Annotated in this window: 20 protein-coding genes; 12 read left to right on the top strand and 8 right to left on the bottom strand. The window is 68.1% G+C overall.

Going from position 1 to position 22,189, the window contains the following annotated elements; all coding sequences use genetic code 11:
- Positions 1–2: 2 nt before the first annotated feature.
- Together flgK and AC1RRS_RS10680 are read right to left on the bottom strand one after the other, a co-directional pair.
- On the bottom strand, positions 3–2,111 hold the full coding sequence (gene flgK / locus AC1RRS_RS10685) for a flagellar hook-associated protein FlgK (RefSeq protein ID WP_487287770.1): 2,109 nt from the start codon (positions 2,109–2,111) through the stop codon (positions 3–5).
- Positions 2,111–2,479: a hypothetical protein gene (locus tag AC1RRS_RS10680; protein ID WP_492855139.1), complete on the bottom strand. Its 369-nt coding sequence runs from the start codon at positions 2,477–2,479 to the stop codon at positions 2,111–2,113. The genes flgK and AC1RRS_RS10680 overlap by 1 nt, the downstream gene beginning before the upstream one ends.
- Before the next feature lie 47 nt (positions 2,480–2,526).
- On the opposite strand from AC1RRS_RS10680, the gene AC1RRS_RS10675 reads away from it, so the two are divergent.
- The 10 genes from AC1RRS_RS10675 to flhA all read left to right on the top strand — a co-directional run bounded on the left by AC1RRS_RS10675 (position 2,527) and on the right by flhA (position 14,807).
- Positions 2,527–4,176 (top strand): flagellar hook-length control protein FliK, encoded by a 1,650-nt coding sequence (locus tag AC1RRS_RS10675; protein WP_492855138.1) that lies wholly within the window; start codon positions 2,527–2,529, stop codon positions 4,174–4,176.
- Between the two features lie 11 nt (positions 4,177–4,187).
- The gene (locus tag AC1RRS_RS10670) at positions 4,188–4,877 is read left to right on the top strand and encodes a flagellar hook assembly protein FlgD (RefSeq protein ID WP_492855137.1); all 690 of its coding nucleotides are present in this window, start codon (positions 4,188–4,190) and stop codon (positions 4,875–4,877) included.
- 139 nt (positions 4,878–5,016) lie between these two features.
- Complete coding sequence (gene flgE, locus AC1RRS_RS10665; protein ID WP_487287766.1) at positions 5,017–6,696, top strand: flagellar hook protein FlgE; 1,680 nt, start codon at positions 5,017–5,019, stop codon at positions 6,694–6,696.
- Positions 6,697–6,864: 168 nt separating this feature from the next.
- Positions 6,865–7,146, top strand: a complete 282-nt coding sequence (sciP, locus tag AC1RRS_RS10660; RefSeq protein ID WP_007675208.1) for a CtrA inhibitor SciP — start codon at positions 6,865–6,867, stop codon at positions 7,144–7,146.
- A 238-nt stretch (positions 7,147–7,384) separates the two neighbouring features.
- Positions 7,385–9,049: a flagellar basal-body MS-ring/collar protein FliF gene (gene fliF / locus AC1RRS_RS10655; protein WP_487287765.1), complete on the top strand. Its 1,665-nt coding sequence runs from the start codon at positions 7,385–7,387 to the stop codon at positions 9,047–9,049.
- A gap of 4 nt (positions 9,050–9,053) precedes the next feature.
- A complete protein-coding gene (gene fliG / locus AC1RRS_RS10650; protein WP_487287764.1) occupies positions 9,054–10,070 on the top strand; it encodes a flagellar motor switch protein FliG in 1,017 nt (338 codons plus the stop codon).
- Positions 10,071–10,080: 10 nt separating this feature from the next.
- A complete protein-coding gene (locus tag AC1RRS_RS10645) occupies positions 10,081–10,728 on the top strand; it encodes a FliH/SctL family protein (RefSeq protein WP_492855136.1) in 648 nt (215 codons plus the stop codon).
- Between the two features lie 5 nt (positions 10,729–10,733).
- Complete coding sequence (gene fliN, locus AC1RRS_RS10640) at positions 10,734–11,066, top strand: flagellar motor switch protein FliN (RefSeq protein ID WP_058346608.1); 333 nt, start codon at positions 10,734–10,736, stop codon at positions 11,064–11,066.
- Positions 11,067–11,163: 97 nt separating this feature from the next.
- Positions 11,164–12,546, top strand: coding sequence for a sigma-54-dependent transcriptional regulator FlbD (flbD, locus tag AC1RRS_RS10635; protein WP_110133308.1), 1,383 nt, complete (start codon positions 11,164–11,166; stop codon positions 12,544–12,546).
- 143 nt (positions 12,547–12,689) lie between these two features.
- A complete protein-coding gene (gene flhA, locus AC1RRS_RS10630) occupies positions 12,690–14,807 on the top strand; it encodes a flagellar biosynthesis protein FlhA (protein ID WP_110118010.1) in 2,118 nt (705 codons plus the stop codon).
- 7 nt (positions 14,808–14,814) lie between these two features.
- Here the strand turns inward: flhA and AC1RRS_RS10625 are convergent, their stop codons facing one another.
- Positions 14,815–14,961, bottom strand: a complete 147-nt coding sequence (locus AC1RRS_RS10625) for a hypothetical protein (RefSeq protein WP_158285962.1) — start codon at positions 14,959–14,961, stop codon at positions 14,815–14,817.
- Between the two features lie 151 nt (positions 14,962–15,112).
- On the opposite strand from AC1RRS_RS10625, the gene AC1RRS_RS10620 reads away from it, so the two are divergent.
- Complete coding sequence (locus AC1RRS_RS10620; RefSeq protein ID WP_492855135.1) at positions 15,113–16,279, top strand: glycoside hydrolase family 43 protein; 1,167 nt, start codon at positions 15,113–15,115, stop codon at positions 16,277–16,279.
- Between the two features lie 157 nt (positions 16,280–16,436).
- Here the strand turns inward: AC1RRS_RS10620 and AC1RRS_RS10615 are convergent, their stop codons facing one another.
- From AC1RRS_RS10615 to AC1RRS_RS10595, 5 genes are all read right to left on the bottom strand, one after another.
- A complete protein-coding gene (locus tag AC1RRS_RS10615) occupies positions 16,437–16,934 on the bottom strand; it encodes a GNAT family N-acetyltransferase (RefSeq protein WP_492855134.1) in 498 nt (165 codons plus the stop codon).
- Positions 16,935–16,958: 24 nt separating this feature from the next.
- Positions 16,959–17,135: a hypothetical protein gene (locus AC1RRS_RS10610; protein ID WP_487287760.1), complete on the bottom strand. Its 177-nt coding sequence runs from the start codon at positions 17,133–17,135 to the stop codon at positions 16,959–16,961.
- A 38-nt stretch (positions 17,136–17,173) separates the two neighbouring features.
- Positions 17,174–17,620 carry a c-type cytochrome gene (locus tag AC1RRS_RS10605; RefSeq protein ID WP_492855133.1) on the bottom strand — a complete coding sequence of 149 codons (447 nt, stop codon included), beginning with the start codon at positions 17,618–17,620 and terminating at the stop codon, positions 17,174–17,176.
- A gap of 2 nt (positions 17,621–17,622) precedes the next feature.
- The gene (locus AC1RRS_RS10600) at positions 17,623–19,215 is read right to left on the bottom strand and encodes a flavin monoamine oxidase family protein (protein ID WP_492855132.1); all 1,593 of its coding nucleotides are present in this window, start codon (positions 19,213–19,215) and stop codon (positions 17,623–17,625) included.
- 189 nt (positions 19,216–19,404) lie between these two features.
- Positions 19,405–20,031, bottom strand: coding sequence for a glutathione S-transferase family protein (locus AC1RRS_RS10595; protein WP_492855131.1), 627 nt, complete (start codon positions 20,029–20,031; stop codon positions 19,405–19,407).
- Between the two features lie 123 nt (positions 20,032–20,154).
- Here AC1RRS_RS10595 and AC1RRS_RS10590 point away from each other — a divergent pair, with 123 nt between their 5' ends.
- Positions 20,155–22,185, top strand: coding sequence for a TonB-dependent receptor plug domain-containing protein (locus AC1RRS_RS10590; protein ID WP_492855130.1), 2,031 nt, complete (start codon positions 20,155–20,157; stop codon positions 22,183–22,185).
- Positions 22,186–22,189: the final 4 nt, after the last annotated feature.

Genomic DNA, 22,189 nt, shown 5'->3' with positions numbered 1-22,189 from the left:
CCTCAGATGAGGTTGGTCAGAACGTCGTACATGTCCTTGCTCGCCTGGATCAGGCGGGCGGAGGCGTTGAACGCCTGCTGGTACGTCGTCAGATTGATGAGCTCTTCGTCGAGATTGACGCCCTCTTGCGACTGGCGCTGGGTGTCGACCTCGGTCTTTACCGAAGCGGTGGCGTCCTTCCGGGACTCGGCGGCGGCCGCCTTGCGGGCGATCGAGCCGGAGAAGTCGGCGGCGTAGCGCAGGACGCTGCTGGTCGCTGCGCCGACGCCGCCAGCGGCCGAGAAATTGACCGTGCTGTCGCCGGCCTTGGCCAGGGCCAGGGCGCCGCGGGCGTCGCCGACGGCCAGGGACGAGGTCCCCGCCGCGGCGGTCAGGTCCAGCTTGGCGAAGGCCAGGCGGCTAGGGTTGGAATCCAGGGTCGCATCGACCGCGTAGCTCGAGGCGCGCGTGCTGCGCTCGGACGGGCCCAGGCCGAACAGCTGGCTCAGCGTCGGGCCGCCGGTGCCGCGCTCGGTGTTGTCCTCGACCACCGACAGGGTGACCGGCGAGGCGCTGTTGGAGCTGAAGTTCAGCGCGCCCTTGGAGTCGAGCGAGAAGGTTCCGTACTGGCCCGCGCCGTCGCTGCGCGAGTTCATGGCGGTCAGCAGGTCCTGCATGGTGCCGCCTGGCGGGACGGTGACCTTCACGTCGCGGATGCGGCCGCCTTCGACGTCGGTCAGGCGCAGGGTGATGGTGTCGCCGGCGGTGAAGCCGTGCTGCGAGGCCGTGGTCATGCCCGTCTCGTACGGCGAGTAGCCGGTCGAGCGGACGATGTCGTTGAGGCCGAAATAGTGGCTGAAGCCCTTGCCGGCCTTGGTCGACGGGGTGGTCGCGTCGTCGGCGACCGCCACGCCCAGGCCGCCGTTGGCCGACAGGCTGAGCGCGCCGTCCGAGAAGGTGGCCTGGCCGTCGGTTCCCAGGGCGCTGTTCAGCTGGGTCAGGAAGTTGCCGGGCGTGAACGACGGGCCGGCGGCGCCGTCGACGGTCATGGTGCCGGCGGTGAAGTCGACGTCGATGCGGCGCTGGATGACGCCGCTGGAGTCGGTCAGGGCGATCGTCGTCTTGCCGGTGAAGCCCGAGAAGGCGGTCGTGGCGTCCAGGCCGGTGTTGCGGCCGGTCAGGCTGGTGGGGGCGGGGACCGCCGAGTTGGCGTTGGAGGCGCGGTTCAGCTCCTCGGTGGCGCGGCTGACGAACTCGCCCAGCTGGTCCTGCAGAGCCGGCAGCTCGGTGTTGCGCAGCTCCATCAGGCCCTTCAGCTCGCCGCTGCTGATGTACAGCGGGCTGGGCTGGCCGCCGCTGTTGGGCAGGGTGACGGTCAGGTAGCCGTTGGCGGTGGGCGACTGCTCGTACTTGACGGTGGCCGCGCCGTCGCCGGCCAGGCTGAGGCCTTCGGTCGAACGGATCAGCACGCCGCCGTTGGCGCGCTGGCTGACCTGCACGTTCATCAGGCCCGACAGTTCGTCGATCAGGCCGCTCTGGATGTTCTCCGAGCCGGTCGAGTCGACGCCGGTGGTCTTGGCGCGGGTGATGTCGGTGTTCAGCTCGTCGATCTGCTTGAGCAGGACGTTCACCCGGTCGACATCGGCCGAGATCTTGGTGTCGGCGTCCTTGCCCAGGTTCGACAGGCCGGCGGTGATGCGGCTGGACTCGCCGAGGAAGTCCTCGACCTTGGTCAGGGCCTGGGTGCGCAGCAGCGACGAGGAGGGCTCGTCGGCGGCTTGCGAGAACGACGAATAGACGTCGTCGAGCATCGAGAAGAAGTTGGTGCTGGCGCTGGGGTCGCCGAACAGCTTCTGGGCGTTGTCGAGCGCGCTGGACAGCGCCGAGGCCCGGCCCGAGTCCGACGCGGCGTTCAGGCTGGCCGACTGCAGGAAGCGGTCGGTCGCGCGCTTGATCGCGTCGATATTGACGCCCACCCCCATGCCGTTCGACACGAGGTTCGACTGGCTGACGGTCTTGCGGACGTAGCCGGCGGTGTTGACGTTGGCGATGTTGTCGGAGACGACGCGCAGGCCCGTCTGGGCGGCCATCATCCCCGAAGTCGCGGTGTTCAGGATGGTGTTGAGGGACATCAGAGGTCTCCTGTCCGCCCGGCAAAGCACGAACCACGCGACGCGACCTTGCCCGGCGAAACTTGCCGGGTCCGGGTCGAGAGCGTCTCGTTACAGATGTGCAAACCGTTGAAATACAAGGCGTTGGGTTCCATGCGCCGTGCGGACGACGAAAAGGTGAGCGCAAGGATGGCGCCAACCCCGGTCCTGGCCCGGCTGCAGCGCGCCGACGCGGCAAGCGAGGGGTCATTCTTTCCGTTTCCGCCCGGCAAAAAGCGCCGCAACCTGTCGAAATAAAAGGGTAAATCAGGAGTTAAAATCTTTAAAATCAAAGACTTGTAAGAAATTTCCGGGTTGGCCCGGTGATTGCTCAGGGAACGGCGGATCAAGGCGTGCTCCATCCGAGCCGTCATCCAGCCCGAGCGTACCGACCCGCATGACCGCGATCGCCGCCTCTCTTCCGCTTCCGACGCCCGCCCCGGGCGCCGCCGGCGTTTCCGACGCTTCTAGCGCCGGCGACGTGTTCGGCGCGCTGCTGGCCGCGTCGGGCGACGAAGGCGGGTCCGACCAGGCCGAAGCCCGTCCGACGGGCAAGTCGCAGGCCAAGCCGGCGACCAAGGTCGCCGCTGACCGCAAGGACGGCGACGACGCCGCCGCGGGCCAGGACGCCGCCGCCGCCCAGGTGGGCGCGGCCGTGGTCGCCGCCATGACCGTTCAACAACAGCCGGCCAAGCCGGCCCAGGGCGATGACGCTACGGCCGCTGCCGCTGCTGCTTCCACCGAGGCCGCCGCCCAATCGGCCGCCCAATCGGCTGCTCAGGGCGCGGATGCCGGGGAGGGCCTGCTGGCCAAGGCCGCCGACCTGATCGGCGACGTGGCCGAGACCGTCGCCGGCGTCGCCAAGCTGGCCGGCGCGGCTCCTGTCGCCGCCGCGGCCACGGCCGTCGCCGCCGCCGCCGACCTGACCTCCGACGCTGTCGCCGCCGCGCCGACGACCGAAGGGGAGGCCTCTCCGGTCGCGACCGTCGACCTGTCGGCGCTGCAGACCCTGTCGCCGAGCGAGCAGGGGCCGGCCTCCGCCGACCTGGCCAAGCTGGCCGAGCAGGCCGCCCTGGCCAACCAGACCGCCAAGACGGCCGACAAGCCCGTCGCCGCCGACGCCAAGTCCGCGACCGACGCCGCCAAGCCGGCCGCCGTCTCGCTGGGCGACGAGATCGCCAGCCTGACCGCCGTTCAGACGGCCGCCGAGGACGTGGCCCCTGCCGCGACCGACGCCCAGGCCGTCGAAACCACCGAAGTCGCCGCGTCGGCCGCCCTGACCCAGGCCGCCAAGCCCGCCGAGACCGTTCCGGTCGCGCCGCAGGCCGGCAAGACCGAGGTCGCCGCCAAGGGCGAGGCCGTGGTCACCGCCCAGGCCGTGGCCGCCGACCAGGCCGCCCAGGACGCCGCGACCAACAGCGACGGCGACAAGAGCGGCGCAGACGCCTTCGCCAAGATGGCGACCGACACCGTCTCGACCGACGCGCCCGCCGCCAAGATCGACGCGGCCTTCACCCCGACCGTCCAGACCCAGGCCGCGCAAACGGCCCAGGCTCCGGCCGAGACCATCGTCCGCGGCTCGCCCGAGACGGTCGCGGCCCTGTCGGCCGAGATCAGCAAGAAGCTCGACGCCAAGTCGACCCGCTTCGACATCGTCCTGACGCCGGAAGGCCTGGGCAAGGTCGACGTGCAGGTGCGCATCGGCGCCGAGGGCAAGCTGACCGCGACCCTGGCCTTCGACAATCCGCAAGCGGCCGCCGACCTGCGCCACCGCGCCGGCGAGCTGCGCCAGGCCTTGAGCCAGGCCGGCTTCGACGTCGCCGACAACGCCCTGAAGTTCGACGTGTCGAGCCAGGGCGGCAACAGCGGCCAGGGCCAGCAGCAGAACGCCTTCTTCGACTTCCAGGGCGGCGACCACGGCCGCCGCGCCTTCGCCGGCCGCGCCTTCGCGGGCGCCGCCGTCGAGGACATCCCCACCGTTTCGGCTTCGTCGCTGATCCCTGGTTACCGCGGTGCGGAAACCAGCGGCGTCGACGTCAAGATCTAGGAGCAAGCGTCATGGCCACCACGACCGCGACGTCCAGCAGCACCTCGGTGCTCGACAAGATCAACAACTCCAGGAACTCGCTCGCCAGCAGCGAAGAGACCTTCCTGAAGCTGCTGACCACTCAGATGAAGAACCAGGATCCGTTGTCGCCGATGGATTCCAACGCCTTCACCGGCCAGATCGTGCAGATGACGGGCGTCGAGCAGCAGCTGGTCACCAACGACCTGCTGGCGGCCCTGGTCGGCATGAACGACGGCGGCCTGACCAACGCCCTGGGCATGATGGACAAGCTGGCCACGGCCGAGACCACCAAGGCCACCATCAAGAACGGCAAGGCCGACTGGAGCTACACCCAGGCCCAGGCCGGCACCTCGGTGAAGATCGAGGTCCTCGACAAGTACGGCGCGACGATCGCCACCAAGTACCCGGACGACATGTCCAAGGGCGACCACACCTTCACCTGGGACGGCAAGTCCGACGAGGGCACGGCCCAGGCCGAGGGCGGCGAATACACCCTGAAGATCACCGCCATCAACGCCGATGGCGCGAACATCACCACCAGCTCCAAGGGCCGGATCGAAGGCATCGTGACCGCGGTGACCAACGAGAGCGGCCAGAACATGGTCACCATCGACGGGGTCAAGGTCCCGATCAGTTCGGTGATCGGCGTCACCAACCCGCCGGCGACCACCACCAGCTAAGGCCCCGCCGGCCTCTACCGAATGAACCGGGCGTCAGAAAGACGCCGACGCGGTCCCCCCGAGCCAGACGGCCGATCCGGACCCAAACGCAAACAGCGCTGAACCCCTCGACACAAACTTCACGAGCAGGAATTCAGTCATGTCCATCAACAGCGCCATGCTCGCCGGCGTCTCCGGTCTGGTCGCCAACTCCTCGGCCCTGGCCGCCATCTCGGACAACATCGCCAACGTCAACACCGTCGGCTACAAGCGTTCGTCGGCCAACTTCTCGACCCTGGTCACCTCGCAGAGCAAGAACAGCACCTACAGCGCCGGCGGCGTGAAGGCGCTGACGCACCAGTTCATCAGCCAGCAGGGCCTGACCCAGTCGACGACCTCGAACCTCGACCTGTCGATCTCGGGTTCGGGCTTCTTCGTCACCACCGAGAAGCCGGAAGGCCTGACCGCCACCGACACCCGCTCGTTCACCCGCGCCGGTTCGTTCCAGCTGGACAACCTCGGCTACCTGAAGAACGACGCCGGTCTCTACCTGCAGGGCTGGCTGGCCGACCCGGTCACCGGCGCGATCACGCCCGACCCGTCGGACCTGACCCAGCTGTCGTCGATCAACGTCGGCAGCGTCGGCGGCACCGCCGAGAAGACCACCCGCGTCGGCGTCAACGCCAACCTGCGTTCGGAACAGCCGGTCTCGGCCTCGGCCAGCTTCACCACGGGCGTCAAGTCCGTGACCGACAGCGCCGGCGCCGCGCACAACTACACGGTCGCCTATTCCCCGACGGGCACGGGCAACACCTATGACGTCAAGCTGTACGAAGGCACCAACCTGGTCTCCAGCGGCACGGCCGCCTACGACCCGACCACCGGCGCCCTGACCACCTACACCCCGGCTGGCACCACCACGCCGTCGGCGGCCATCGACATCGGCGGCGGCACGACGGTCTCGTTCGCCTCGCTGGGCGTCAACACCAAGACCGAAGTGGCGGCCGGCGGCGTCTATGACCCGGCCAGCAACTCGATGTCGGACTACGCGCTCGACAGCACCACCGGCGTGAAGCCGGACTTCGAGATCCAGGTTCCGATCTCGGACTCCAAGGGCGGCCAGCGCAACGTCACCCTGTCGCTGCTCAAGGGCCCCGGCCCGAACGAGTGGTACGCCGAACTGCGCGCCAAGCCGGGCGACCTGGACAACAACGCCAACGGCCTGATCAGCTCGGGCAAGATCACCTTCACCACCGACGGCAAGCTGTCTTCGACCGGCACGCTGTTCGGCACGACCAACCCGACCTCGATCACCATCGACGCCTCGGACCCCACCGCCACCGGCACGGGTCCGCGCTGGGCCGACAGCCTGGGCATCGACAGCCAGTCGGTGCAGATCGACCTGGCCAACGCCGCCGGCGGCCTGACCCAGTACAACAGCCAGTCGGTCGTGCAGTCGGTGAACACCAACGGCACCGCGTTCGGCAACCTGACCAACATCGAAGTCGATGAAGACGGCTACGTCTCGGCGATCTTCGACAACGGCGTCACCCGCCGCATCGCCCAGGTGGCGGTCGCGACCTTCTCGAATCCGAACGGCCTGAAGGGCGTCAACGGCAACGCCTACCGCGTCACCAATGAAAGCGGCACCTACAGCCTGAAGACCCCGGGCTCGGGCGGCGCCGGTTCTCTGGCTCCTTCGACGCTGGAAGCTTCGACTGTCGACCTGTCGACTGAGTTCACGGGCCTCATCACTACGCAACGCGCCTACTCGGCGTCGTCGAAAATCATCACCACCGCTGATCAGATGCTGGAAGAACTTCTGAGCATTAAGCGCTGATCATAGGTATTAACCGCTTTTAATCAGAGTGTGTCACATCGATACACTTTGATAGCCTGGGGAAGTCCGATGTTTAGGTCTTTCTTTACTACTGGAATTAAGCCGCTGTTATTTCCCGGCGCCTATATTCCTCATCAACAGTGATGGTTGTGGGAAAGGCGTAAAGCCATGTTGCAGCAGCAGCGCACGAACAGCCGGGGTGAAAAGTACGTCATCGGTCCGACCGGTGCGCCTCTTACCCTGTCGGATCTGCCGCCTCCGGAAACCCAGCGTTGGGTGATCCGGCGTAAGGCCGAGGTGGTGGCCGCCGTTCGCGGTGGTCTCCTCTCGCTCGACGAGGCGTGCGATCGTTACAAGCTGACCAACGAGGAATTCCTCGCCTGGCAGCAGTCTATCGACCGGCATGGCCTGGCGGGTCTTCGGACCACCCGGCTTCAGCAGTACCGCTAAACGGCGGAAAAACTGATAGGGCGCGAGGGGTTATGCTCCGCAAAGCGCCCGAACGGTCTGTTCAGCGGCCGCGTCCCCCAGGACGCGGCCGCGACCATTTGGCGCCTTCGTCATCTTCATCCCGCCTCAAATCTAAAGTCGGCGTTAACCATCGACTGGGTAAATCCTGCCTAGCGACGGCGGGCTCCGGTCTGTCTCGCATGCGCCCCGTTCGGACGCAGTTTGAGGGACAGGCCCAGTGGATAAATTCCTGAGCGCGATTCAAAGGTTCGGCGTCGGTCGACTGGCCGCCCTGGCGGGCGTCGCCGTCGGCTCCATCGCCGTGCTGGCCGCGGTCGTCATGATGCTGGGCAAGCAGCCGAGCGAGCTGCTGTATTCGAATCTCGACCTCAAGGAAGCTTCGTCGGTCACCCAGGCGCTGGACCAGGCCGGCATCAAGTACGAGACCAAGGGCGACGGCTCGACCATCATGGTCGCCCGCGACAAGGTCAATTCCGCCCGCCTGCTGGTTTCGGGCAAGGGCCTCGTGACCTCGGGCTCGATCGGCTACGAGATCTTCGACAATTCCACGGCGCTGGGCCAGACTGACTTCGTCCAGCAGCTGAACCGCCAGCGCGCCCTGCAGGGCGAGCTGGAACGCACCATCCGCGGCTGGCAGGGCGTGCGCGACGTTCGCGTCCACCTGGTCCTGCCCAAGCGCCAGCTGTTCGAGGAAGACGCCGAGCAACCGTCGGCCGCCGTCACCATCGGCACCGCCGGCCGCGAAGCCTCGTCCGACATGGTCTCGGCCATCCAGAACCTGATCGCCGGCTCCGTCCCGGGCATGAAGGGCGAGCGCGTCAACGTCATCGACGAACGCGGCAAGACCCTGTCGGCCGGCGGCGACGAGAGCCTGGCCGGCAAGCTGGCCCAGGACCGCAAGTCGGAAGCCGAAGCCCGCATCGGCAAGAGCGTCAAGGAAATGCTCGACGGCGTCCTCGGCCCGGGCAAGGCCCGCGTCACGGTCACCGCCGACATCGACCTGAACCGCGTCACCACCCAGGAAAAGAAGTACGATCCGGACGGTCAGGTCGTGCGCTCGGAAAGCACCAGCGCCAACAACGCCTCCGAGACCAAGAACGAAGACAACAGCGGCGTCACCGCCACCCAGAACATCCCTGGCGGCCAGCCCGGCGGCGCGCAGCCGATCGGCTCGACCTCGGGCGGCAACGAAACCACCACCAACTACGAGATCTCCGAGTCGGTCCGCACCGAGGTGGTAGAGCCGGGCGCCATGAAGAAGCTGGCCGTCGCCGTGGCCGTGGACGGCGTCACCGCCGCCCCGGGCAAGGACGGCAAGCCGGGCGCCTACACCCCGCGCACCGCCGAGGAGATCGCCCAGATCGAAGAGCTGGTGAAGACCGCCATCGGTTACGACGCCGCCCGCGGCGACCAGGTGAAGGTCACCAACATCCGCTTCCCCACGGCCGAGGACCAGGGCCTGACCGAAGGCGGCCTGATGTCGGGCTTCGACAAGAACGACCTGATGCGCATCGCCGAGATCGGCGTCCTGGCCATCGTCGCCCTGCTGATCCTGCTGTTCGCGGTGCGTCCGTTCCTGAAGAGCCTGAGCCAGCCGGCCGGCGGTCACCCGATCCAGATGGCCCTGGGCCACGACGGCTCGCCGGCCGTGACCCGCCTGGTCACCCTGTCGGATGGCACCACCCAGCAGGTCGTCGTCGACCAGTCGGGCGAGCCGATCGCCATCGCCGGCCCGACCAGCGACATCGATCAGCGCATCGACATCGCCAAGATCGAAGGCCAGGTGAAGGCCTCGTCGATCAAGCGCGTCTCGGAGTTCGTCGAGCGCCACCCCGAAGAGTCGGTCGCGATCCTGCGCAACTGGCTGCACGAGTCGGAGTGACGGAATGAAGGCCGCCGTCAACGACATCTCCAAGCTGGCCGGGCCCGAAAAGGCCGCCATCGTCCTGCTCGCCCTCGGCGAAGAGCACACCAAGATCTGGGAAGCTCTCGACGACGAGGAGATCAAGGAAGTCTCGCAGGCCATGGCCAGCCTCGGCACGGTCTCGGCCAGCGTCGTGGAAGAGCTGCTGGTCGAGTTCGTCTCGGGCATGAGCTCGACCGGCGCGATCATGGGCTCGTACGAACAGACCCAGCGCCTGCTGCAGTCGTTCATGCCGCCCGAGAAGGTCGACGCCCTGATGGAAGAGATCCGCGGTCCGGCGGGTCGAACCATGTGGGACAAGCTCGGCAACGTGAACGAGGCCGTGCTCGCCAACTACCTGAAGAACGAATACCCGCAGACCGTCGCCGTCGTGCTGTCGAAGGTGAAGAGCGACCACGCCGCCCGCGTGCTGGCCTGCCTGCCGGAAGACTTCGCGCTGGAATGCGTCACCCGCATGCTGCGCATGGAGCCGGTGCAGCGCGAGATCCTCGACAAGATCGAGCAGACCCTGCGGATCGAGTTCATGTCGAACCTGGCGCGCACCTCCAAGCGCGACAGCCACGAGATGATGGCCGAGATCTTCAACAACTTCGACCGCCAGACCGAAGCGCGCTTCATCGCCGCCCTGGAAGAGCGCAACCGCGAGGCGGCCGAACGCATCCGGGCCCTGATGTTCGTGTTCGAGGACCTGTCGAAGCTGGATCCGGGCGGCGTGCAGACCCTGCTGCGCGCCACCGGCAAGGAACAGCTGGCCCTGGCCCTGAAGGGCGCCTCGGACAAGCTGCGCGAGATGTTCTTCTCCAACATGTCCGAACGCGCCTCGAAGATCATGCGCGAGGACATGGAAAGCATGGGTCCGGTGCGTCTGAAGGACGTCGACCAGGCCCAGGTCGCCATGGTCCAGATCGCCAAGGATCTCGCCGCCAAGGGCGAGATCATGCTGGCCGGTTCGGGCAGCGACGACGAACTGATCTACTGAGGCGCGCGGGATGACCAACGGAACCTATCAGCGCTTCGCCTTCGACACGGTCTTCGACGACCGTGGCGGGGTGGCCTACGAGGCCCCCAAGGTGAAGAAGAGCTTCACCCCCGAGGAAGTCGAGGCCGCCAAGGCCGAGGCCTTCGCGCAAGGGGAGCGTTCGGCCGTGGCCCGCGCCGAGCAGGAGGCGACCCAGGCCCTGAACGCCATCGCCCACGCCGTGCACGGCGCGATGTCGACCCTGGCGGCCGTCGCCCACGAGCACCGCGAGGGCTCGGCGCGCCTGGCCCTGGCCTGCGCCAACAAGATCGCCGACGCGGCCCTGGACCAGTTCCCCGAGGCCCCGGCCTCGGCGGCCCTGATCGCCCTGGCTCGCGAGGTCGAGGCCTCGCCGAAACTCAGCGTCCGGGTCGCCCCTCACCTGGTGGAGCGCACCCAGGCCGCCCTGGAGCAGACCGCCCACGCCGTCGGCTATCCGGGCGCGATCGTCGCCCGCGCCGATCCCAACCAACCGCCCGCCGCCTTCGTCCTCGACTGGGGCGACGGCCGGGCCGAATTCAATCCGGACGAGGCGGCGCAACGCGTCGCCGAAGCCCTGGACGCCGCCATCGCGGCCGAAGGGCTGCACGCCGAACCCCTGCTTCCTAGCGAAGGCTGACAGCCATGTCCGACGACCTGACCCTCAACGATTTCAACGGCGGCATGCTCGCCTCGGAGATCCCGGTCGAGCTGAGCGACAAGATCGCCTCCGACCTGGCGCCGGTGTTCGACGTTCCCGTCAACATCTCGGCGGTGCTCGGCCGCTCCAACATGTCGGTCGCCCAGCTGCTGCAGCTGCAGGCCGGCTCGATCCTCGAGCTCGACCGCAAGGTCGGCGAGGCGATCGACATCTACGTCAACAACCGCCTGGTCGCCCGGGGCGAGGTCGTCGTCGTCGACGAGCGCCTGGGCGTGACCATGACGGAAATCATCAAGGACGGCGACGCCGCGGGCTGAGCCTTCGGTTTCGAACGTCCCCAGTAGTCCGCGCCCCTTCGAAAAAGGGGCGAAGCAGTAGAAGATCGGTCCGGAAGGGCCGCCCGGAGAGAATACGATGCGCCTCTTGGTCGTTGGTAAACTGAACGGTCAGCTCTCGGTCGCCGTGAAGATGGCGATGAACGCCGGGGCCAAGGTTTCGCACGTCGAGACGACGGAGCAGGCGACCAACGCGCTGCGGGCCGGGCAGGGCGCCGACCTGATGATGGTCGACTACGGCCTCGACATCGCCGGCCTGATCGCCGCCAACGAGAGCGAGCGGATCCGGGTGCCGGTGGTGGCCTGCGGCGTCGACGCCGACCCGATGCGTGCGGCCGGGGCCATCAAGGCCGGGGCCAAGGAATTCATCCCGCTGCCGCCGGACGCCGAGCTGATCGCCGCCGTCCTGGCCGCGGTGACCGATGACAACCGTCCGATGATCGCCCGCGATCCGAACATGGAGCAGGTGATCAAGCTGGCCGACCAGGTCGCGCCGTCGGACGCCTCGATCCTGATCACCGGCGAAAGCGGCTCGGGTAAGGAAGTGATGGCCCGCCACGTCCACGCCAAGTCGCGTCGGGCCAAGGCGCCGTTCATCAGCGTCAACTGCGCCGCCATCCCCGAGAACCTGCTGGAAAGCGAGCTGTTCGGCCACGAGAAGGGGGCCTTCACCGGCGCCCTGGCCCGCCGCATCGGCAAGTTCGAGGAAGCCAACGGCGGCACCCTGCTGCTGGACGAAATCTCGGAAATGGACGTGCGCCTGCAGGCCAAGCTGCTGCGCGCCATCCAGGAGCGCGAGATCGACCGCGTCGGCGGCACCAAGCCGGTGAAGGTCGACATCCGCATCCTCGCCACGTCGAACCGCAACCTGGCCGAGGCGGTCAAGGAAGGCGTGTTCCGCGAAGACCTGCTCTATCGCCTGAACGTCGTGAACCTGGCCCTGCCGCCGCTGCGCGAACGCCCGGGCGACATCATCAATCTGTGCGAGCACTTCGTGAAGAAGTACTCGGCCGCCAACGGCATCGACCTGAAGCCGATCTCGGCCGAGGCCAAGCGCCGCCTTATCGCCCACCGCTGGCCGGGCAACGTGCGCGAACTGGAAAACGCCATGCACCGCGCGGTGCTGCTGTCGACCGGTCCGGAGATCGAGGAGTTCGCCATCCGCCTGCCGGACGGCCAGCCCCTGGCCCCGGCGCCCGACGCGGCCGTGGCCCGCGGCGCCTCGATGGCGGCGGCCGAGGCCGTGGCTTCGGCGGCCACCCGCAATTTCGTCGGCCAGACGGTCGCCGAGATGGAGCAGACCCTGATCATCGACACGCTCGAGCACTGCCTGGGCAACCGCACCCACGCGGCCAACATCCTGGGCATCTCGATCCGCACCCTGCGCAACAAGCTCAAGGAATACGGCGACGCCGGCGTCAGCGTTCCGCCCCCGCAGGGCGGCGTGGGCGCGGCGGCCTAAACCTTGAGTACGTAACGCCGTTCGGCGCCCGCGACGATCGGTCCGGCGCCGAACATGGCTAATTTCGATTAAGGAGATGGCGGGCCGCTCCAAATCGCTCCAAGCGGGACGGTCCGACCCTAGACACAGCAGCAAGGCTTTCCATGGCTGACGCCGCCGCCCCCAAGGCCGCAAGCTCGATCCCCAGCGCCAAGTCGCTGTGGGAAGGGATCCTGCGCGGCGAGATGGGCCTGGCCGTCGGCGTCGTCGGCATCATCGTCCTGCTGATCCTGCCCGTGCCGCCGTTCCTGCTGGACGTGCTGCTGGCCGTGTCGCTGACCGGCTCGGTGCTGATCCTGATGACGGCGGTGCTGATCAAGAAGCCGCTGGAATTCACCTCGTTCCCGACCGTGCTGCTGGTCGCGACCCTCTATCGCCTGGGCCTCAACATCGCCTCGACCCGCCTGATCCTGGGCAATGGTCACGAGGGCGGCCACGGGGCCGGCGCGGTCATCGCGGCCTTCGGCAACCTGATGATGCAGGGCAACTTCGTCATCGGCGTCATCGTCTTCATCATCCTGGTGGTGGTGAACTTCATGGTCGTCACCAAGGGTTCGGGCCGGATCGCGGAAGTGGCGGCCCGCTTCACCCTGGACGCCATGCCCGGCAAGCAGATGGCCATCGACGCCGACCTGTCGACCGGCCTGATCGACCAGGACACCGCCAAGATCCGCCGCAAGGAGCTGGAGCAGGAAAGCACCTTCTTCGGCGCCATGGACGGCGCCAGCAAGTTCGTGAAGGGCGACGCCGTCGCCGGCCTGATCATCACCGGCATCAACATCGTCGGCGGCATCCTGATCGGCGTCGTTCAGCACAAGGTGCCGATCGGCGAGGCCGCCTCGACCTACACCCTGATGACCATCGGCGACGGCCTGGTCAGCCAGATCCCGGCCCTGATCATCTCGATCGCCGCCGGTCTGGTGGTGTCGAAGGCCGGCGTCGAGGGCAGCGCCGACAAGGCCCTGACCACCCAGCTGGCCATGAACCCGGTCGCGCTCGGCATGGTCTCGGCCTCGTCGGGCGTCATCGCCCTGATCCCGGGCATGCCGCTGCTGCCGTTCGCCGGCCTGGCGGTCGGCGCGGGTTTCCTGGCCTATCGCCGCGCCCAGCAGGCCAAGCTGGCCCCCGCCAGGGAGGCCGCGGCCGCGGCGGCCAAGGCCGCAGCCGACGCGCCGGCCGAGCCGGAAGAGGAGCCGATCAGCGCGGCCCTGGCCATCGACGACGTCAAGATCGAGCTGGGCTACGGCCTGCTGACCCTGATCAACGACCTGGAAGGCCGCCGCCTGACCGACCAGATCCGCGCTTTGCGCAAGACCCTGGCCACCGAGTTCGGCTTCGTCATGCCCCCGGTGCGGATCCTCGACAACATGCGCCTGGCCAACCAGGGCTACGCCATCCGCATCAAGGAGATGGAGGCGGGTCTGGGCGAAGTGCGCCTGGGTCACCTGATGGCCATGGACCCGCGTGGCGGCCAGGTGGAGCTGCCCGGCGAACACGTGCGCGAGCCCGCCTTCGGCCTGCCGGCCACCTGGGTCGCCGACGACCTGCGCGAGGAGGCGACGTTCCGCGGCTACACCGTCGTCGATCCGGCCACCGTGCTGACCACGCACCTGACCGAGATTCTCAAGGAGAACATGGCCGACCTGCTCTCCTACGCCGAGGTGCAGAAGCTCCTGAAGGAGCTGCCGGAAAACCAGAAGAAGCTGGTCGACGACCTGATCCCCGGCGTGGTCAACGCCGCCACGATCCAGCGCGTGCTGCAGGCCCTGCTCAAGGAGCGCGTCTCGATCCGCGACCTGCCGCAGATCCTGGAAGGCATCGGCGAGGCCGCCCCGCACACCAGCTCGGTCACCCAACTGGTCGAGCAGGTTCGCGCGCGCCTGGCCCGCCAGCTGTGCTGGGCCAACCGCGGCGACGACGGCGCCCTGCCGATCATCACCCTGTCGGCCGACTGGGAGCAGGCCTTCGCCGACGCCCTGATCGGGCCCGGCGACGACAAGCAGCTGGCCCTGGCCCCCTCGCGCCTGCAGGACTTCATCCGCGGCGTGCGCGACACCTTCGAGCGGGCCGCCCTGCAGGGCGAGTCGCCGGTGCTGCTGACCAGCCCGGCCATCCGCCCCTATGTGCGCTCGATCATCGAGCGCTTCCGCGGCCAGACCGTGGTGATGAGCCAGAACGAGATCCACCCCCGCGCCCGTCTGAAGACGGTGGGGATGGTCTAGGCCTGCGCTACGGCCGGGCCGGCTTGTTGATCACCGAGACCGAGACGCCGGGCTTCTCGACGCCCGGGCAGGCGCCCGGGACGTTGCAATTGTAGGTGATGGTCGTGCAGCCCGTGGTGACGAGCAGCAGGGCGAGACAAAGGGTGAGGCGCAAAGCCGACTCCTGCAAAAAGCTGCGTCCTTGCTAGTCCTCGGAGGGCCTGGCCACAACGTGCGAGCGTCGCGGTCCCTCTTGCACGTGCCGGAATAAGTCAGACAAATACCCGTCGCCGTGGGAACGTCCACGCGTGACGGGAGGACTTCATATGGGCTTCAACGCCTGGCGCCGCCGCTCGCTTGGAGCCTGCGCATCGCTTCTGGCGCTCGGCCTGCTGGGCGCCGCGCCCGCCTGGGCCGCGCCGGCCAAGCAGGTCGAGATCGTCAAGCGTCTGAAGCCCGGCAAGGCCCCGGCGGTAAAGGAACAGACCGCCTATCTGCTCGTCTATTTCAAGGACGAGACCCATTCCCTGCACTTCGCCGTCTCGCCCGACGGCTACAGCTTCACCGACGTCAACGACGGCGCGCCGGTGCTGGAGGGGCGGGACGTGGCCGAGCAGAAGGGCCTGCGCGACCCGCACATCGCCCGCGGTCCCGACGGGGCCTTCTATCTGGCGATGACCGACCTGCACATCTTCGCCCAGGAGAAGGGTCTTCGCTCAGACAAATGGGAGCGGCCGGAGAAGGGCTACGGCTGGGGCAACAACCGCGGCCTGATCCTGATGAAGTCGTACGACCTGGTCCACTGGACCCACGCGATCGCCAGGGTCGACAAGCTCTTCTCGCAGATGGGCGACATCGGCTGCGCCTGGGCGCCGGAGACGATCTACGACCCCGCCCGCAAGGCGATGATGGTCTATTTCACGACCCGGGTCGGCGCCGGCCGTAACTCCCTCGTCTACGCCTACGCCGATGACGCCTTCACCACCCTGACCACCGAGCCCAGGCCGCTGCTGGCCCATCCGGACCCGAGCCAGAGCCTGATCGACGGCGACATCACCAAGGTGGGCGACACCTACCATCTGTTCGCGGTGGGCTACGACAAGCCGGCGGGCATCCGCCACGCGACGTCGAAGAGCCCGACCGGCGGCTATGTCTACGAGCCCGGCAAGATCGATCCCGAAGCCGTCGCCGCCGAGGCCCCGACCCTGTGGCGGCGGACGGGAACGGACGCCTACGTGCTGATGTACGACGTGTTCGGGGCCAAGCCGAACAACATGGGCTTCTCGGAGACGACCGACTTCGTCCACTACAGGAACCTCGGCCGCTTCAACGACCCCGGCTCGTCGATGAAGGCGACCAACTTCCAGAGCCCCAAGCACGGGGCGGTGATCCCCCTGACGCCGGCCGAGGTGGAGCGGTTGAAGGCGTGGTTTTCGGGAACCCCTCTCTCTGTGAGAGAGGGAGGGGCCCGCGCCGGAGGCGTGGGAGGGTGAGAGGTAACAAACTCGCCGAATGAAGCGCGACGGTTCAGCGTGGACTGCGATATTGGCGGGTTGGCTGCGGCAGGGGTTTGCCTGTTGGCGGTGAAACCCCTCACCCTCCCAGGCTATCGCCTGGGCCCCTCCCTCTCCCTATGGGAGAGGGGCCTTCTTACGCCCCGAACGCCATGTGATAGGTCACCGCCCCGCGCGGCGACCGGCCCTTGAACACCAGGCGCTGCAGGTAGGGCGAAGCTTCGCCGCCATAGGTCAGGGCCTCGTCCGCCTCGAAGCCGAAGCGGGCGTAGTAGAGCGGCGAGCCCAGCAGCACGCAGCCGGTCGCGCCCATGGCCTTCAGGCGTTCCAGCCCCTCGCGGATCAGGGCCTGGCCATGGCCTTCCTTCTGGCGGTCGGGCGCCACCGAGACGGGGCCCAGGCCATACCAGGCGCCGTCCGAGACCTCGATGTCGACCGGCGAGAAGGCGATGTGGCCGACTACCTGGCCGTCGTCGGCCTGTGCGACCAGCGACAGCGAAAGGGCGCCGGCCGCCCGCAGGGCGTCGACGATCAGGGCCTCGGTCTGACTGCTGTAGGGCCGGCCCTCGAAGGCGGCCGTGGTCACGGCGCGGATGGCGGCGATGTCTTCCGGGCGTTCGGGGCGGATGGTCATGGGCCCTGATCTCCCTTTTTGGTCCTAGCGCGTCATCCAGGGCCGGGACTTGCCGGTCGGGGCGACGGCGTCGGCCCGATCGACCTTGCCGCTGGAGGCCTTGGGCCCATGACCATGGCGGCCCTGGGCGGCCTTCTTCAGGCGCAGGGCGCGTTGCATCGGGGTTTCGTTCGGCGGCGGGGCGTCGGTCTCGTCAGTCATCGGCGCGCTTTAGCACGGTCCGACGCCCCGCGTCTTGATCAGTGCCCGCCAGAAAGGTCCGGATGGGGGATCTTCGCCACGTCGGCGGCCGTCACCGGCTTGGCGTAGGCGTTGCCGAAGTGGGTGCGGACATAGGTGACGACCCCGGCGATCTGGGCGTCGTCGAGGGTTCCGGCGAAGCTGGGCATGCCGCCCTGGCCGCGCACGACGATCATGGTCGGATAGGCGGCCGCGGCCATCTTCGGATTGGCGGCGAGGGCGGGGATGGTGCCCGCGCCGCTTCCTCCCTTGGCGTCGGCCATGTGGCAGGCCTGGCAGACGGCTTCATAGACCTGCTGGCCGGTGACGGGCTTGGCCACGCGAACGACGCCGCCGCCGGTGTCGCCGCCCCCGGACGTTTGAGCCGGGGCCTGGGCGACGGCGGGGATGGCGCAGGCGAGGGCGGCGGCCAGGCCGGACGCCGCGATGAGGGTAAGGCGGGTCATGCTCAGGCCTCCAGGGCGCGCTTGTGCAGGCGGGTGATGGCGTCCAGCGACGAGAGCAGGGCGCCCTCCATCCAGCAGCCGACATAGGAGGCGTGCTCGCCGGCCAGCACGACGCGGCGGTCCATGGCCACCAGGGTCTGGTAGTGTTCCTTGCGGGTCTCCTCGGTCCAGCGGGCGCAGCAGCCCAGGGTCCAGGGCACGCGGCTCCAGGCCACCGAGGCGCCGTTGGAGAACTCCTTGCGGTAGCTGCCGGGGTGCAGGACGGAGCCCTGCTGCAGGGCGACCTCGATCCGCTGCTCCGGCGTCATGCCGGCCAGGCGATAGGCCCCCATCTCGCGGGCGAAGGCGCCGAGCAGCACCGCCGGACCGTTTCCGAACAGGTTGTTGTTGGGATAGGAGATCAGGGCGATCTCCTGGTCGGTGAAGCTGTGGCCGCCGTAGATGGAGTCGTCCTCCTCCCAGAACCGCCGCTTCATCTCCAGGCCGATCTTCACCTGGCCGGAGTAGGGCACGGCCTTGATGGCCGCGGCCAGCTCGTCGCTGATCTCGCTTTCGATCTGGCCCAGGATCGACAGCGGGATCGTGCAGACGCACCAGTCGGCCTTGGCCGTCTCGACCTTGCCCGTGGCGGTGTCGGCGAAGGTGACGGCCACGCCCTTGTCGTCCTGGGCGATCTTGCTGACCTTGGCGTTGTAGGTGATCAGCCCCTCGACCTGTTTGGCGAAGCCCTTGCCGATCATGTCCATGCCGCCCACCGGCTGGAACATGGTGGTCTGCATCTCGTGGCCCATGAAGAAGGCCATCGAGGTCCAGACCTGCGGGTCGAGCACGTCGTGCAGGGCGTAGAGGTCCGACGGGATCGGGGCGCCGTCGATGCCGCCGCCGGGCGGCCGGTCGTAGCCGCGATGGGAGGCGCTGCGCAGATTCTTGGCGTAGCGGTAATCCTTGTCGAGCATGCCCCAGCCCTTCAGGGCCTCCAGCAGCTTCTCGCGGTCCTCGAGCGTGACGGTCTCGTCCAGCGCCTTGGTGTTGATCGACTTGGCCAGCAACTCGGCGACATTGCCCTCGAAATCGGCCGCCGCGGCCTTGAAGCGCACGGGCTTGCCGCCGAACGCCGTCGAGGAATGGATCCAGGTGTTGTGGTTGAACTGGATGAACGGCTCCAGCGCCACGCCGAACTGCTTGCAGTAGTGCAGCAGGGTGCGGTGGTGATGCGGGATTCGCCAGGGGCCGGGGTTGAGGTAGTTGCCGGGCGAAAAGCCGATCTTCTGGGTCGCGCCGCCCAGCTCGGTATAGGTGTCGCCGCCCCGCAGGCTCCAGTTCCGGCCGCCGGCGCGGTTCTGGTATTCGAGCACCCGCACCTTGTAGCCGGCGCGGGTCAGCTCGTAGGCCGCCAGCATGCCGGCCAGACCCGCGCCCAGCACCACCACCGACGCCCCCGGCCGGGCGCCGGCAAGGTTCGGAGGTCCGTGGAACTGGGTCTCGGCCGCGTGGCCGAGACTGGTCATCGCCTGGTAAAGCGCCGCCGTTCCGCCCACCTGGGCGATGGCGGTCAGCAGTTGTCGTCTGGTCGGTAAGCGGACGCCCTCTGGCATATGTACGGCCCTATCCCCTTCGCCGCCGCCCGCGACCGGGCGGCCTCGCGGGACCGAGCTAAGCAGGCGCGTCGCCGCTCCCGCCGCCCACTTTGTTCGCCAGGCGGGCGGATGCTTTCACGGATCACCGTTCCGCAGCGTTCGGACGAACGGGCTGCGCAGGAAACGGGCAGAGGAGGGGGCGAGGCCCTACGGCACCTCGTCCAGCGCCCAGGGCTGGAAGGCGGGACGGCCGCGCAGGCGGATGTAGTAGGCGGCGACCGCCGGCAGCATGTCGCGGTCGATGGGCGAGGCGGCCCAGCGGTGGACGGAGACGCCCAGCACGATGTCGGCCAGGGTGAAGGTCTCGCCGGCCGCGAAGGCGCCGGTGCGCTCCAGCTGGCGTTCCAGCACGGTCATGGCGGTGTTCCAGGCGCGGATGCTGGCGGCGATCTGTTCGGGATCGTCGAAGCCGGGCATGCGCCGCACCAGGCCCGCGAAGGCGTAGCGCCAGGCGGTGTTGAGCTCGGTGGCCTGCCAGTCCATCCACTGCTCGACCCCGGCCCGGGCGCGCGGCTCGGCCGGCAGCAGGGCCTGGCCGATGTCGTGGCGCGAGGCCAGGTAGCGGCAGATGGTGTTCGACTCCCACAGCGGCCCGTGCTCGTCGAGGATCACCGGCACCAGCGCGTTGGGATTGAGCGCCAGGAAGGCCGGGTCCTGGGTCGAGGCGTAGCCCGTTCCCCAGTCCTCGCGGTCGTAGGGCAGGGCGAGCTCGTCGCAGGTCCACAGCACCTTGCGCACGTTCAGCGACGAGGTGCGGCCGAGGATCTTGAGCATGAGGGCCTCCTGGATCGCCGCGATACCTAGCATCTGGAGCAAACATGTCCGGTGGAGAAAAACTGCAAGGCCAAGGCAGGCAGGAATCGTTATGTAGCCAAACTACATAACGAGGGGGTCTCAATGCTGTTTCGAACCGCGCTTCTCGCCGGCACGCTGCTGGCCGGCGCCGCCCACGCTCAGGGATCGGATGTCTACGCCCTGGGCGAGGTGCAGGTGACCGCGCGCAACGCGGCTGGCGAGACGGTCGGCGGGGCCAAGGTCTCGGGCGAAGACCTGCGCAAGTTCGACAAGGCCAGCGTCGATCAGGCGCTGGACCTGATCCCTGGCGCGGCGGCGGGAAACGGCGGCGGCTCGCGCAACGAGCGCCTGGTGTTCATCCGCGGCTTCGACCGCTTCCAGACCACCCTGTCGATCGATGGCGTGCGGGTGTTCCTGCCGGCCGACAACCGCATCGACTTCGCCCGCTTTCTGACGGCCGACCTCTCCGAGGTTCAGGTCTCCAAGGGCTATGTCTCGGTGCTCGACGGGCCGGGCGGCCTGGGCGGGGCGATCAACCTCGTTACCCGCAAGCCTTCGACGCCCTTCGAGGGCGAGTTGCGGGTGGGCGTGGGCCTCGACGGCGACGGCTCGCTGAACGGCGACAGCGTCTCGGGCCGGGTCGGCGGCCGCTCGGATCATTTCTACGCCCAGATCAGCGGGGCTCGGAACGAGCGCACCCACTGGAAGCTGCCGGACGACTACACGGCCACCAGCCTGGAGAACGGCGGCAACCGCGATCACTCGGAAAGCGAGGACTGGCGCGTCAATCTCAAGGCCGGCTTCACGCCCAACGCCACGGACGAATACTCGATCACCTATACCCGCCAGGAGGGTGAGAAGAACGCGCCCTATCACGTCACCGACACGGCCAGCACGCGCTACTGGAGCTGGCCCTACTGGAACCTCGACAGCCTGGCCCTGCTGACCCGGACCAAGATCGCCGACAATGCCTGGCTGAAGACGCGCTTCTATCGCAACAGCTTCGAGAACGCCCTCTACTCGTGGGACAACGCTCGCCAGAACAGCCAGACCCTGGGGCGCGCCTTCCGCTCCTACTATGACGACCTGGCCTATGGCGGGAACCTGGAGCTGGACATCGACGTCACCGCGTCCAACAGCCTGAAGGCCGCCGCCTTCTACCGTCGCGACAAGCACGTCGAGTGGCAGCAGACCTTCGCGCCGGCCCTGGTCGAGCCACGCCAGACGGTGACCGAGGACACCACCTCGCTCGCCCTGGAGGACACCCAGCGGTTCGGCGACAAGGTCGATCTGGTGGTGGGCGTCTCGCGCGACCGCCGCGACCTGAAGCAAGCCCAGGACTACAATTCGGGCGCCTTCGTCTTCTACCCGCTGACCGACGACGTGGCCTGGAACGGTCAGGCGGCCCTGGTCTGGCGGCCGATCGCCGACGTCCAGCTACACGGCAGCGTCTCGTCGCGCGCCCGCTTCCCGACCCTGTTCGAGCGCTACAGCTCGCGCTTCGGCACGGTGGTGCCCAATCCGGACATCAAGGCCGAGCGGGCCGTGAACTACGAGCTGGGCGCGGCCGTCGACTTCACCCCGCTGCTGAAGATCGAGGGGGCGGTGTTCTACAGCGATGTGCGCGACGCCCTGATCCTGATCCCGGTGGCCCTGGGCGCGCCCTACGGCACGGTCAACCAGACCAAGAACGCCGGCGACGGCGAGTATTACGGCCTGGAGGGCGGGGCGACGCTCAAGGCGGGCGACAAGCTCACCTTCGGCGGCAACTACACCTACCTGCACCGCGAGCTGACCGACCCGACCAACGCCGCCTTCCGCCCGACCGGCGTGCCGACCCACAAGCTGTTCGTCTATGCGGACTGGAGCGTCAGCGACCGCCTGACCGTGACGCCCAGCGTCGAGGCGGCGTCCAAGCGCTGGACGGTGACCTCCAGCTCGCTGGTCAGCCCGGCCCGCTACTACCGCACCGGCGACTACATCCTGGCCAACCTGACGGCCCAGGTGGCGGTGACGCCGAAGATCGACGTGGTGGTCGGAGCCCGCAACCTGCTGGACCAGAAGTACCAGCTGGTCGACGGCTTCCCCGAGGAAGGCCGCAACTTCCGCGCCGACCTGCGCGTCCGGTTCTAAGGAG

The organism is Caulobacter sp. GW821-FHT12A07, from assembly GCF_058807655.1.
Note: the sequence above shows the minus strand (reverse complement) of the source record. Positions and strands in the feature narration are given on the sequence as shown.